Raw genomic sequence first — 12,909 nt, forward strand, 5'->3', positions numbered from 1 at the left:
CGATGTCCGATCCGAAGCAACCCGCTACACCGTCAGCCGCCGATTTCGCGACGCGCGATCCCGGCAACGCATCGTTCTGGGACGAACGTTTCGAGCGTGGTGTGACGCCGTGGGAATTCGGCGGCGTGCCCGAGGGTTTCCGCGTGTTCGCGCATCGGCTCGAGCCGTGCACGGTGCTGATTCCCGGCTGCGGCAGTGCGCGGGAAGCCGGGTGGCTGGCCGAAGCCGGCTGGCCCGTGCGGGCGATCGATTTCGCCGCGCAGGCGGTGGCGGCCGCGAAGGCGCAGCTCGCCGCGCACGCGGGCGTCGTCGAGCAGGCCGATTTCTTTACGTACCGGCCGCCGTTCGACGTGCAGTGGGTGTACGAGCGCGCGTTCCTGTGCGCGCTGCCGCCGGCCATGCGTGCCGGCTATGCGGCGCGCATGGCCGAGCTGCTGCCTGCTGACGGATTGCTGGCCGGCTATTTCTTCCTGATGGCGAAACCGAAGGGGCCGCCGTTCGGAATCGAGCGTGCCGAACTCGATGCGCTGCTCACGCCGCACTTCGAGCTTATCGAGGATTTGCCCGTGACCGATTCGCTGCCCGTGTTCGACGGGAACGAGCGCTGGCTCACGTGGCGCCGCCGCTGATGCGCGGGTATCGCGGCCATTGCCGGAGCGCGGCAGGGTTTCGGCTATAATTCAAGGTTTTGCAAGCCGTTTCCAGTTTCCGCGGGAAAAATATCATGCCGATCTACGCCTATCGATGCGAAGCGTGTGGTTTCGCGAAGGACGTGCTCCAGAAGATGAGCGACGCGCCGCTGTCGCAGTGTCCGGAATGCGGGAAGGATGCATTTCGCAAGCAGGTCACTGCCGCGGGCTTCCAGCTGAAGGGTTCGGGTTGGTATGTCACCGATTTCCGTGGCGGTTCGGGCGGCACCAGCGCACCGGCGACGGCGTCGGGCGACGCAGCCCCGGCTGCGGCAACGGACGCCGCGCCCGCCGCGGCTGCGCCGGCTGCATCGAGCAGTTCCGAAAGCACGACGACGAGCGCCGCGCCCGCCCCGGCTGCAGCGCCCGCCGCCGGCAGTTGACCGTCGCGGCCCGGCCGGGCTGCGACCAACCCGCGCCCGCCGGCGCGGTTCATTGACGGCAGATGATGAAAAAGACGACCCTGAAATCGGTGTTTCTGACCGGCCTGCTGGTTCTCGTCCCGCTCGCGATCACGCTGTGGGTGCTTGGTCTCATCATCGGCACGATGGATCAGACACTGCTCCTGCTGCCCGAATCGTGGCAGCCCGAGCGGATGCTCGGCTTCCATCTGCCGGGGATCGGCGCGGTGCTGACGCTCGCGTTCATCTTCGTCGTCGGGCTGGCCACGCAGAACTTCATCGGCCAGAAGCTCGTCACGTGGTGGAACGCCGTGGTGCGTCACATCCCGGTCGTCGGGCCGATCTACACGAGCGTCAAGCAGGTGTCGGACACGCTGCTGTCGAGCAGCGGCAACGCGTTCCGCAAGGCGCTGCTGATCGAATACCCGCGTCGCGGCTCGTATACGATCGCGTTTCTGACCGGCACGCCGGGCGGCGACGTGCTCAATCATCTGACGGAAGAATACGTGAGCGTCTATATCCCGACGACGCCGAACCCGACGTCGGGCTTCTTCCTGATGCTGCCGAAGAGCGAAGTCATCGAACTCGACATGTCGGTCGATGCCGCGCTCAAGTACATCGTCTCGATGGGCGTGGTGGCGCCCCCGGCGCCGGCTCCGGCGCCTGCACGCCGCCCCGTCGAGCCGCCGCTGTAAGTAAAGAATCATCGCCCGGGCCGCGCGTTGCGGCGCCCGTTGATCAAACCGAACGAAAGCAAACATCATGTCGATGCGTACTGAATACTGCGGTCTCGTGACCGAACACCTGCTGGGCCAAACCGTGTCGCTGTGCGGCTGGGTGCAGCGCCGCCGCGATCACGGCGGTGTGATCTTCATCGACCTGCGCGATCGTGAAGGCCTCGTGCAGGTGGTGTGCGACCCGGATCGCGCGGAAATGTTCGCGACCGCCGAAGGCGTGCGCAACGAGTTCTGCGTGCAGATCAAGGGCCTCGTGCGCAACCGTCCGGAAGGCACGGTCAACGCCGGCCTGAAGAGCGGCAAGATCGAAGTGCTGTGCCACGAACTGAACGTGCTGAACGCGTCGGTCACGCCGCCGTTCCAGCTCGACGACGACAACCTGTCGGAAACGACGCGTCTCACGCACCGCGTGCTCGACCTGCGCCGCCCGCAGATGCAGCACAACCTGCGCCTGCGCTACCGCGTGGCGATCGAAGCGCGCAAGTACCTCGACGAGCAGGGCTTCATCGACATCGAAACGCCGATGCTGACGAAGAGCACGCCGGAAGGCGCGCGCGACTACCTCGTGCCGTCGCGCGTGAACGCAGGCCAGTTCTTCGCGCTGCCGCAGTCGCCGCAGCTGTTCAAGCAGCTGCTGATGGTCGCGAACTTCGACCGTTACTACCAGATCACCAAGTGCTTCCGCGACGAAGACCTCCGTGCCGACCGTCAGCCGGAATTCACGCAGATCGACTGCGAAACGTCGTTCCTCGGCGAGCAGGAAATCCGTGACCTGTTCGAAGACATGATCCGTCACATCTTCAAGACGACGATCGACGTCGAGCTCGACGCGAAATTCCCGGTGATGCCGTACTCGGAAGCGATGGCGCGTTTCGGTTCGGACAAGCCGGACCTGCGCGTGCAGCTCGAATTCACCGAGCTGACCGACGCGATGAAGGACGTCGACTTCAAGGTGTTCAGCACGCCGGCCAACGCGAAGGACGGCCGTGTCGCGGCACTGCGCGTGCCGAAGGGCGGCGAGCTGTCGCGTGGCGACATCGACGGCTACACCGAGTTCGTGCGCATCTACGGCGCGAAGGGCCTTGCATGGATCAAGGTCAACGAGAAGGCGAAGGGCCGTGACGGCCTGCAGAGCCCGATCGTCAAGAACCTGCACGACGCATCGATCGCGGCGATCCTCGAGCGCACCGGCGCGCAAGACGGCGACATCATCTTCTTCGCGGCCGACCGCGCGAAGGTCGTCAACGACAGCCTCGGCGCGCTGCGCCTGAAGATCGGCCATTCCGAATTCGGCAAGGCGAACGGTCTCGTCCAGGCCGGCTGGAAGCCGCTGTGGGTCGTCGACTTCCCCATGTTCGAATACGACGACGAAGACGCGCGCTACGTCGCGGCTCACCACCCGTTCACCAGCCCGAAGGACGAGCATCTCGAGTACCTCGAGACGGATCCGGGCCGTTGCCTCGCGAAGGCCTACGACATGGTGCTGAACGGCTGGGAAATCGGCGGCGGCTCGGTGCGTATCCACCGCGAGGAAGTGCAGAGCAAGGTGTTCCGCGCGCTGAAGATCGGTGCTGAAGAAGCCCAGCTCAAGTTCGGCTTCCTGCTGGACGCGCTGCAGTACGGCGCGCCGCCGCACGGCGGTATCGCATTCGGTCTCGACCGCATCGTCACGATGATGGCCGGCGCCGATTCGATCCGCGACGTGATCGCGTTCCCGAAGACGCAGCGTGCGCAGGATCTGCTCACGCAAGCGCCGAGCCCGGTCGACGAGCGTCAGCTGCGCGAGTTGCACATCCGTCTGCGTCAGCCGGAACAACCGAAGGCGTAACGCGCTTTCACACCCGGTCGTGTGTGCGGTCACGCGCACACGACACCCATGAAACAGGCGCAGCGATGCGCCTGTTTCGTTTTTTGCGGTACAGTCGCAGCACTTGCCGCCCGTTCGGAGCCTTTGCCCGGCGCGCGGCCCTGCGCTGCATGAAACAACGATGACGAAGCCGCCGAAAATCCCCGAATCCGTTCTTGTCGTGATCTACACGCCCGACCTCGATGTGCTCGTGATCAAGCGTGCCGACCAGCCCGATTTCTGGCAATCGGTGACCGGCTCGAAGGACACGCTCGACGAGCCGCTCGCGCTGACCGCCGCGCGCGAAGTGGCCGAGGAGACCGGCATCGCAGTCGGCACGCCGGACGTGCCGGCCAGCGCGCTCGTCGACTGGCGCCACAAGATCGAATACACGATCTATCCGCAATACCTGCACCGCTATGCCCCGGGCGTCACGCGCAATGTCGAGCACTGGTTCGGCCTGTGCGTGCCGCATCGCGTCGACGTGACGCTGTCGCCGCGCGAGCATGTCGACCATGCATGGCTGCCGTTCCGCGAGGCGGCCGCGCGCTGCTTCTCGCCGTCGAACGCCGAGGCGATCCTGCAACTGCCCGCGCGCGTGGCACTGTCGCGCGCGCCGCACGGCTCGTCCGCATGACGGCGGAAGCCCGCAAGCGCTTCGCGCAATTGCGGCAGATGTTCCTGCAGGAACGCGGTTCCGCGTCGCGGCTCGCCTTCACGTCGGGCAATACCGTGCGATTGTGCGAGACCGGCGGCGAGTTCTTCCGGGCGCTGATCGAGCGGATCGATGCCGCCCGCGAGCAGGTGATGCTCGAAACCTACATCTTCTGCGACGACGCGGCCGGCCGGCCGGTGTCGGACGCATTGATCCGCGCGGCGCAGCGCGGCGTGCGGGTGCGCGTGATCACCGACGGCATCGGCACCGCACGCCTGCCGTTGTTCGATACGTGGGCGGCAGCCGGCGTCGAGCACTGCATCTACAACCGTTACCTGTTCGGCCGCTTCGGCTTTTCGCGCACGCATCGCAAGCTCGCGGTGATCGATCACGCGGTCGCGTTCTGCGGCGGCATCAACATCATCGACGACTACGCGCAGGGCGGCACGACGCTGCCGTTCCCGCGCTGGGATTTCGCGGTCGAGATGGCGGGGCCCGCGGTGTCCGACGTGCGCGCCGCGTTCGAACTGCAGTGGCACCGGATCTTGTTCGGCCACAAGCCGTATGCGCAATACGCGACCGGGCTGCATGGCGGCGAAGCATTTCCCGACATGTTCCGCCGCTGGATGCGCAGCCACCGGTGGATCAAGGCCGGCGCGCTGCGGGTCGTGACGGAGCCGAGCGTCGCGTTCGTCGCGCGCGACAACGTCGTGAACCGCCGCGCGATCGAGAAGGCGTATCTCGCTGCGATCGGCCAGGCCCGCCAGCGGATCCTGCTCGCCAATCCGTACTTCATGCCGGGGCGCAAGCTGCGCCGCGCGCTGACGGGCGCCGCGCGACGCGGCGTCGACGTGCGGATCCTGATCGGCCGCAAGGAATTCGCGGCCCTCGATACGGCCGTGCCGTTCCTCTATCACGCGCTGCTGCGTGCGGGCGTGCGCGTGGCCGAATACGACAAGACGATGCTGCACGGCAAGGTGGCCGTGATCGACGACAACTGGGCGACGGTCGGCTCGTCGAACCTGGACGCGCTGAGCCTGATGTTGAACAATGAGGCGAATGTCGTGCTGGTGCGCTACGATGCTGTCACGAACGAGCTGCGCGACGCGATCGCGGCCGCGTTCGCCGACGGCCGGGAAATCGACCCCGCCCGGTTCGCCGCGCGCCCGCGCCTCGAGCGCATGCTGAACTGGCTCGCCTATACGGCGTATCGTCTCGTGATGAAGGCGCTGACGGTCGGTGGTTACGACTGACGAAGACTAAGCGTTCGCTTCAAAAAATCTGTCCGCACGTTCGTGCGGAAAAGCCGCTCCGGTCCCGCCGGAATCGCGCAAAATAGCGGCTCGGTTAGACACCGGTTTCTAATAATTTCCTTGTTTCGCGAGCGGCCGCACTCAATAATAGTACGGCCGTTCGATTTTATTCGAACCCCCGAACGGTTACAGAAATAGCTATGCGAAAAGGCGAACAGACGCGTGCCGCGATACTTGAAGCTGCTTTGGACCTCGCCAGCCGTGACGGGCTGGAGGGGCTGACGATCGGCCTGCTGGCCGAGCGCATGCAGATGAGCAAGAGCGGTGTGTTCGCGCACTTCGGATCGCGTGAGGACCTGCAGGTCGAGGTCGTCCGCGAGTATCACCATCGTTTCGAAAACGAGGTGTTCTTTCCGAGCCTGCGCGAGCCGCGAGGCTTGCCGCGCCTTCGGGCGATGCTGGCCCGCTGGACGGAGAAGCGCATCCAGGAGGTGACGACCGGATGCATCTACATCAGCGGTGCGGTCGAGTACGACGACCGGCCTGACAGCCCCGTGCGCGAGCAGTTGATCGCAAGCGTGACGGCCTGGCGTGCCGCGATGCTGCGTGCCATTTCGCAGGCGAAGGAAGAAGGCCATCTGCGTGCGGATACGGATCCGGACCTGATGCTCTTCGAGTTGTACAGCTTCACGCTCGGCCTGCATCACGACGCACGCTTCCTGCATTCGCCGGACGCCGTGCGCCTCACGTGGGCCGCGCTGGAAAAGACGATTGTTTCGTATCAGAGCGAGAGCCGTTAGCGGCGCGTGATCCGCCCGCCAGGAGCTCGAGCCGTTTTGCCCACCTTTGGAGAGAGTCATGGGACAGTACGCCGCGCCGCTGCGCGACATGCAATTCGTGTTGCACGAGCTTCTGAACGTCGAAGCCGAAGTCAAGCAAATGCCCAAGCATGCGGACCTCGACGCCGACACGATCAACCAGGTCCTCGAGGAAGCGGGCAAGTTCTGCTCCGAGGTACTGTTCCCGCTGAACCAGGTCGGCGATCGCGAAGGCTGCACGTATGAAGGCGACGGCGTCGTGAAGACCCCGACCGGCTTCAAGGAAGCCTACCAGCAGTACGTCGAGGCCGGCTGGCCGGCGCTCGGCTGCGATCCGGACTACGGCGGCCAGGGCCTGCCCGCGTTCGTGAACAACGCGCTCTACGAAATGCTGAACTCGGCGAACCAGGCCTGGACGATGTACCCGGGCCTGTCGCACGGCGCCTACGAGTGCCTGCACGCGCACGGCGCGCCGGAACTGCAGCAGCGCTACCTGCCGAAGCTCGTGACGGGCGAATGGACGGGCACGATGTGCCTGACCGAGCCGCACTGCGGCACCGACCTCGGCATCCTGCGCACCAAGGCCGAACCCAACGGCGACGGCTCGTACTCGATCAGCGGCACGAAGATCTTCATCTCGAGCGGCGAGCACGACATGTCGAAGAACATCATCCACCTCGTGCTCGCGCGCCTGCCGGACGCGCCGCAGGGCACCAAGGGGATCTCGCTGTTCATCGTGCCGAAGTTCATCCCCGACGCAGCCGGCGAGCCGGGCGAGCGCAACGGCATCAAGTGCGGCTCGATCGAGCACAAGATGGGCATCCACGGCAACTCGACGTGCGTGATGAACCTCGACGGCGCGAAGGGCTGGATGGTCGGCGAGCCGAACAAGGGCTTGAACGCGATGTTCGTGATGATGAATGCCGCGCGCCTCGGCGTCGGCATGCAAGGCCTCGGCCTCACGGAAGTCGCGTACCAGAATTCGCTCACCTATGCGAAGGAGCGCCTGCAGATGCGCTCGCTGACGGGCCCGAAGGCACCGGACAAGCCGGCCGACCCGATCATCGTGCACCCGGACGTGCGCCGCATGCTGCTCACGCAGAAGGCTTACGCCGAAGGCGCGCGCGCATTCACGTACTGGTCCGCGCTGCAGATCGACAAGGAGCTGTCGCACGCCGACGAAGCGGTGCGCAAGGAAGCGGCCGACCTCGTCGCGCTGCTCACGCCGATCATCAAGGCGTTCCTGACCGACAACGCATTCGAGTCGACCAACCACGCGATGCAGATCTACGGCGGCCACGGCTTCATCTCCGAGTGGGGCATGGAGCAGTACGTGCGCGACGCGCGGATCAACATGATCTACGAAGGCACGAACTCGATCCAGTCGCTCGACCTGCTGGGCCGCAAGGTGCTTGGCGACATGGGTGCGAAGCTGAAGAAGTTCGGCAAGCTCGTCACGGAATTCGCGGAAGCCGAAGGCGTGAAGCCGGAAATGGCCGAGTTCATCAACCCGCTCGCCGACATCGGCGACAAGGTGCAGAAGCTGACGATGGAAATCGGCATGAAGGCGATGCAGAACCCGGACGAAGTCGGCGCGGCCGCCGTGCCGTACCTGCGCACCGTCGGCCATCTGGTGTTCTCGTACTTCTGGGCGCGCATGGCGCGTCTCGCACTCGACAAGGAAGCGTCGGGCGATCCGTTCTACAAGTCGAAGCTCGCCACCGCCCGCTTCTACTTCGCGCGCCTGCTGCCCGAGACGGCGGCGACGATCCGCGCGGCGCGCGCCGGTTCGAAGACGCTGATGGAAGTCGACGAATCGCTGTTCTGACGCGAGTCCGGGCGGTGCGCGCCGCGTGCCGCGCCGCCCGAACGCAACGGTTCCTGGTACTCACTTCGCCGTGCAGCCCTCACATTCCGCGCTGCACGACACTATCCGGAGACATCCCGTGAGCAATTTCCTGATTCGCAAGGTCGCCGTGCTGGGCGCCGGCGTGATGGGCGCGCAAATCGCCGCGCACCTCATCAACGCGCGCGTGCCGGTGCTGCTGTTCGACCTGCCGGCCAAGGAAGGCCCGAAAAACGCGATCGCGCTGAAGGCGATCGAGAACCTGAAGAAGCTGTCGCCCGCGCCGTTCGGCGTGAAGGACGACGCGAAGTACCTCGAGGCAGCGAACTACGAAGACGACATCGCGAAACTCGCCGAGTGCGACGTCGTGATCGAGGCGATCGCCGAGCGGATGGACTGGAAGCACGACCTGTACAAGAAGGTCGCACCGCACATCGCACCGAACGCGATCTTCGCGACCAACACGTCGGGCCTGTCGATCACGAAGCTGTCCGAAGGTTTTTCGGACGAGCTGAAGTCGCGCTTCTGCGGCGTGCACTTCTTCAACCCGCCGCGCTACATGCACCTGGTCGAACTGATCCCGACCGCGCACACGCGCCCGGAGATCCTCGACCAGCTCGAAACCTTCCTGACGAGCATCGTCGGCAAGGGCGTCGTGCGCGCGAAGGATACGCCGAACTTCATCGCGAACCGCGTCGGCATCTTCTCGATCCTCGCGGTGATCACCGAGGCCGCGAAGTTCGGCCTGCGCTTCGACGAAGTCGACGACCTGACGGGCAGCCGCCTCGGCCGCGCGAAGTCGGCGACGTTCCGCACCGCGGACGTGGTCGGCCTCGACACGATGGCGCACGTGATCAAGACGATGCAGGACAACCTCGCCGACGATCCGTTCTTCCCGGTCTACCAGACGCCTGCCGTGCTCGCCGAACTGGTGAAGCAGGGCGCGCTCGGCCAGAAGACGGGCGGCGGCTTTTACAAGAAGGAAGGCAAGGCGATCAAGGTGCTCGACGCAAAGACGGGCACCTACGTGGATTCGGGCGCGAAGGCGGACGAAACCGTCGGCCGCATCCTGAAGCGCCCGCCGGCGGAACGCCTGAAGCTGCTGCGTGAAACGGACCATCCGCACGCGCAGTTCCTGTGGTCGATCTTCCGCGACGTGTTCCACTACATCGGCGTGCATCTCGAATCGATCGCCGACAACGCGCGCGACGTCGACCTCGCGATCCGCTGGGGCTTCGGCTGGAACGAAGGCCCGTTCGAAGGCTGGCAGGCGGCCGGCTGGAAGCAGGTCGCCGAGTGGGTGCAGGAAGACATCGCGGCCGGCAAGGCGCTCGCGAACGTGCCGCTGCCGTCGTGGGTGCTCGAAGGCGCGGTTGCGGAAAAGGGTGGCGTGCACACGGCCGAAGGCTCGTGGGCGCCGGCAGCGAAGCGCTTCGTGCCGCGTTCGGACCTCGCCGTCTACGACAAGCAGGTATTCCGCGCACCGCTGCTCGGCGAAGCCGGTGCCGATCCGAAGACGTACGGCAAGACGCTGTTCGAGACCGATGCCGTGCGTGCCTGGGTCGACGACCGCGCGGGTGAAGACGACGTCGTGATCGTGTCGTTCAAGTCGAAGATGAACACGATCGGACCGAGCGTGATCGACGGCCTCGTGCAAGCCATCGAACTCGCGGAGAAGGACTACAAGGGCGTGGTGATCTGGCAACCGACGTCGCTGAAGCTCGGCACGCCGGGCGGCCCGTTCTCGGCCGGTGCGAACCTCGAAGAGGCGATGCCCGCGTTCATGATGGGCGGCGCGAAGGGCATCGAGCCGTTCGTGAAGAAGTTCCAGGAAGGCATGCTGCGCGTGAAGTACGCGAACGTGCCGGTCGTCGCAGCCGTGTCGGGCATCGCGCTCGGCGGCGGGTGCGAGCTGATGCTGCACAGCGCGAAGCGCGTCGTGCACGTCGAGAGCTACATCGGTCTCGTCGAAGTGGGCGTCGGCCTCGTGCCGGCGGGCGGCGGCCTGAAGGAAGCCGCGCTGCGCGCAGCGGACGCCGCAACGGCCGCGAACGCGACCACCGACATCCTGAAGTTCGTCACGAAGTCGTTCGAGAACGCGGCGATGGCGAAGGTGTCGGCGTCCGCGCACGATGCCCGTGCGATGGGCTACGTGAAGCCGTCCGACACGATCGTCTTCAACGTGTTCGAACTGCTCGACACCGCGAAGAAGGAAGCGCGTGCGCTGGCCGCAACCGGCTACCGCGCACCGCTGCGCGCGAAGGACGTGCCGGTCGCCGGCCGTTCGGCGATCGCGACGATCAAGGCGTCGCTCGTCAACATGCGTGACGGCCGCTTCATCAGCGATCACGACTACCTGATCGCGAGCCGCATCGCCGAAGCCGTGTGCGGCGGCGACGTCGAAGCCGGCAGCCTGGTCGACGAGCAGTGGCTGCTCGCGCTGGAGCGTCGTGCGTTCGTCGAGCTGCTCGGCACGCAGAAGACGCAGGAACGGATCATGGGCATGTTGCAGACCGGCAAGCCGGTGCGTAACTGAGCGAGCGGATAAGGCAAGGAGTCTCAAATGAGCAAACAATTGCAAGACGCATACATCGTCGCCGCCAGCCGCACGCCGATCGGCAAGGCCCCGCGCGGTGTCTTCAAGAACACGCGCCCGGACGAGCTGCTGGTCCACGCGCTCAAGTCGGCGGTGGCGCAGGTACCCGGCTTCGACACGAAGCTGATCGAAGACGCGATCATCGGCTGCGCGATTCCGGAAGCCGAGCAGGGCCTGAACGTCGCGCGGATGGGCGCGCTGCTCGCGGGCCTGCCGCAGACGGTCGGCGGCGTGACGGTCAACCGTTTCTGCGCGTCGGGCATCACGGCGCTGGCGATGGCGGCCGACCGCATCCGCGTCGGCGAATCCGACGCGATCTTCGCGGGCGGCTGCGAATCGATGAGCATGGTGCCGATGATGGGCAACAAGCCGTCGATGTCGCCGCACATCTTCGATCGCAATGAAGACTTCGGCATCGCGTACGGGATGGGCCTGACGGCCGAGCGCGTCGCGGAGCAGTGGAAGGTGAGCCGCGAAGACCAGGACGCGTTCTCGGTCGAGTCGCACCGCAAGGCGCTTGCCGCCCAGCAGGCCGGCGAGTTCAACGACGAGATCGCCGCGTACACGATCACCGAGCGTTTCCCGAACCTCGCGACCGGTGAAGTCGACGTGAAGACGCGCGAGATCAAGCTCGACGAAGGTCCGCGCGCCGATACGTCGATCGAAGGGCTCGCGAAGCTGCGCACGGTGTTCGCGAACAAGGGCTCGGTCACGGCCGGCAACAGCTCGCAGACGTCGGACGGCGCGGGCGCGCTGCTCGTCGTGTCGGAGAAGGTGCTCAAGGAATTCAACCTGACGCCGCTCGCGCGCTTCGTGAGCTTCGCGGTGCGTGGCGTGCCGCCGGAAATCATGGGCATCGGTCCGAAGGAAGCGATTCCGGCCGCGCTGAAGGCCGCCGGCCTGAAGCAGGACGATCTCGACTGGATCGAGCTGAACGAAGCGTTCGCCGCGCAATCGCTGGCGGTGATGCGCGATCTCGGCCTCGACCCGTCGAAGGTCAACCCGATGGGCGGCGCGATTGCACTCGGCCACCCGCTCGGCGCGACCGGCGCGATCCGCGCGGCGACCGTCGTGCACGGCCTGCGCCGCCGTAACCTGAAGTACGGGATGGTCACGATGTGCGTCGGCACCGGCATGGGCGCCGCGGGCATCATCGAACGCCTGTAAGCGGAGCACGACGACAAGCTGCGACGGTGCGCGGGCCACGAGCTCGCGCACCGTTTTTTCATTCCGATAGAGGAAAGTCAAAGGAGACGGTTGTGGCCGAAATTCAAGTGGAACGCGCCGATGGCGTGATGACGATCACGATCGCGCGCCCGGCGAAGAAGAACGCGCTGACGGCGGCGATGTACCAGACGATGGCCGACGCACTCGCCGAAGCGCAGGAAGACAAGGCGGTTCGCGTGATCCTGCTGCGCGGCGGCGACGGCAACTTCACCTCGGGGAACGATCTCGAGGATTTCCTGAAGTCGCCGCCGAAGGACGACACCGCGCCGGTGTTCCAGTTTCTCGCGCGGATCAGCAGCGCGAGCAAGCCGATCGTGGCCGCGGTGCCGGGCCTGGCGATCGGCGTCGGCGTGACGATGCTGCTGCACTGCGATCTGGTCTACGCGGCCGACACCGCGACGTTCTCGCTGCCGTTCACGCAGCTCGGGCTGTGCCCGGAAGCCGCGTCGAGCGTGCTGCTGCCGCGTCTGGCCGGCCATCAGGTCGCGGCCGAGAAGCTGCTGCTCGGCGAAGCGTTCGACGCGCTGGAAGCGCACCGGATCGGCATCGTCAACCGCGTGCTGCCGGCGGCCGAGCTCGACGCGTTCGCGGCGAAGCAGGCGGCAAAGCTCGCGGCGCTGCCGGCGGCATCGCTGCGTGTGACGAAGGCGCTGCTGAAGGATACGGGCGGCGTGGCGACGCAGGCGCGGATGGCCGAGGAAGCAGGCCACTTCGCTACGATGCTGCGCGCGCCGGAAGCGCGCGAGGCGATGACGGCGTTCTTCGAGAAGCGCAAGCCGGATTTCCGTCAGTTCGACTGACCGTCCGACGGAGCAGGGCGCGCCGGCGGCGGACTGCCGGC

At 66.0% G+C, this 12,909-nt stretch carries 11 protein-coding genes; all 11 read left to right on the forward strand.

Annotated elements, in window-relative coordinates; all coding sequences use genetic code 11:
* Positions 1–2 precede the first annotated feature (2 nt).
* The 11 genes from CFB34_RS26505 (at position 3) to CFB34_RS26555 (ending at position 12,868) form a co-directional block, all read left to right on the forward strand.
* Positions 3–629: an SAM-dependent methyltransferase gene (locus tag CFB34_RS26505; protein WP_089440994.1), complete on the forward strand. Its 627-nt coding sequence runs from the start codon at positions 3–5 to the stop codon at positions 627–629.
* A 95-nt stretch (positions 630–724) separates the two neighbouring features.
* The gene (locus CFB34_RS26510; protein WP_089440993.1) at positions 725–1,072 is read left to right on the forward strand and encodes an FmdB family zinc ribbon protein; all 348 of its coding nucleotides are present in this window, start codon (positions 725–727) and stop codon (positions 1,070–1,072) included.
* A 62-nt stretch (positions 1,073–1,134) separates the two neighbouring features.
* Complete coding sequence (locus tag CFB34_RS26515; protein WP_069248829.1) at positions 1,135–1,785, forward strand: DUF502 domain-containing protein; 651 nt, start codon at positions 1,135–1,137, stop codon at positions 1,783–1,785.
* A gap of 67 nt (positions 1,786–1,852) precedes the next feature.
* Positions 1,853–3,655: an aspartate--tRNA ligase gene (gene aspS, locus CFB34_RS26520; protein WP_089440992.1), complete on the forward strand. Its 1,803-nt coding sequence runs from the start codon at positions 1,853–1,855 to the stop codon at positions 3,653–3,655.
* A 160-nt stretch (positions 3,656–3,815) separates the two neighbouring features.
* Positions 3,816–4,310 carry a dihydroneopterin triphosphate diphosphatase gene (gene nudB / locus CFB34_RS26525; RefSeq protein ID WP_089440991.1) on the forward strand — a complete coding sequence of 165 codons (495 nt, stop codon included), beginning with the start codon at positions 3,816–3,818 and terminating at the stop codon, positions 4,308–4,310.
* On the forward strand, positions 4,307–5,581 hold the full coding sequence (gene clsB / locus CFB34_RS26530; protein WP_089440990.1) for a cardiolipin synthase ClsB: 1,275 nt from the start codon (positions 4,307–4,309) through the stop codon (positions 5,579–5,581). Before nudB ends, clsB begins: the two co-directional genes overlap by 4 nt.
* Positions 5,582–5,781: 200 nt before the next feature.
* A complete protein-coding gene (locus tag CFB34_RS26535; protein WP_006751498.1) occupies positions 5,782–6,381 on the forward strand; it encodes a TetR/AcrR family transcriptional regulator in 600 nt (199 codons plus the stop codon).
* Positions 6,382–6,439: 58 nt separating this feature from the next.
* A complete protein-coding gene (locus CFB34_RS26540) occupies positions 6,440–8,227 on the forward strand; it encodes an acyl-CoA dehydrogenase C-terminal domain-containing protein (protein ID WP_089440989.1) in 1,788 nt (595 codons plus the stop codon).
* A gap of 118 nt (positions 8,228–8,345) precedes the next feature.
* On the forward strand, positions 8,346–10,781 hold the full coding sequence (locus CFB34_RS26545; protein ID WP_021158421.1) for a 3-hydroxyacyl-CoA dehydrogenase/enoyl-CoA hydratase family protein: 2,436 nt from the start codon (positions 8,346–8,348) through the stop codon (positions 10,779–10,781).
* A 27-nt stretch (positions 10,782–10,808) separates the two neighbouring features.
* A complete protein-coding gene (locus tag CFB34_RS26550; protein WP_039360089.1) occupies positions 10,809–12,008 on the forward strand; it encodes an acetyl-CoA C-acyltransferase in 1,200 nt (399 codons plus the stop codon).
* 92 nt (positions 12,009–12,100) lie between these two features.
* Positions 12,101–12,868, forward strand: coding sequence for an enoyl-CoA hydratase (locus CFB34_RS26555; protein WP_089440988.1), 768 nt, complete (start codon positions 12,101–12,103; stop codon positions 12,866–12,868).
* The last annotated feature ends 41 nt before the right edge of the window (positions 12,869–12,909 follow it).

The sequence above is a fragment of the Burkholderia sp. HI4860 genome, from assembly GCF_002223045.2.
GTDB lineage: Bacteria > Pseudomonadota > Gammaproteobacteria > Burkholderiales > Burkholderiaceae > Burkholderia.

Coding starts and splice junctions, on each gene's coding strand:
- nudB (WP_089440991.1), top strand. CDS start 3,816: ATGACGAAGCCGCCGAAAATCCCCGAATCCGTTCTTGTCGTGATCTAC.
- CFB34_RS26515 (WP_069248829.1), top strand. CDS start 1,135: ATGATGAAAAAGACGACCCTGAAATCGGTGTTTCTGACCGGCCTGCTG.
- CFB34_RS26550 (WP_039360089.1), top strand. CDS start 10,809: ATGAGCAAACAATTGCAAGACGCATACATCGTCGCCGCCAGCCGCACG.
- CFB34_RS26510 (WP_089440993.1), top strand. CDS start 725: ATGCCGATCTACGCCTATCGATGCGAAGCGTGTGGTTTCGCGAAGGAC.
- clsB (WP_089440990.1), top strand. CDS start 4,307: ATGACGGCGGAAGCCCGCAAGCGCTTCGCGCAATTGCGGCAGATGTTC.
- aspS (WP_089440992.1), top strand. CDS start 1,853: ATGTCGATGCGTACTGAATACTGCGGTCTCGTGACCGAACACCTGCTG.
- CFB34_RS26505 (WP_089440994.1), top strand. CDS start 3: ATGTCCGATCCGAAGCAACCCGCTACACCGTCAGCCGCCGATTTCGCG.
- CFB34_RS26540 (WP_089440989.1), top strand. CDS start 6,440: ATGGGACAGTACGCCGCGCCGCTGCGCGACATGCAATTCGTGTTGCAC.
- CFB34_RS26535 (WP_006751498.1), top strand. CDS start 5,782: ATGCGAAAAGGCGAACAGACGCGTGCCGCGATACTTGAAGCTGCTTTG.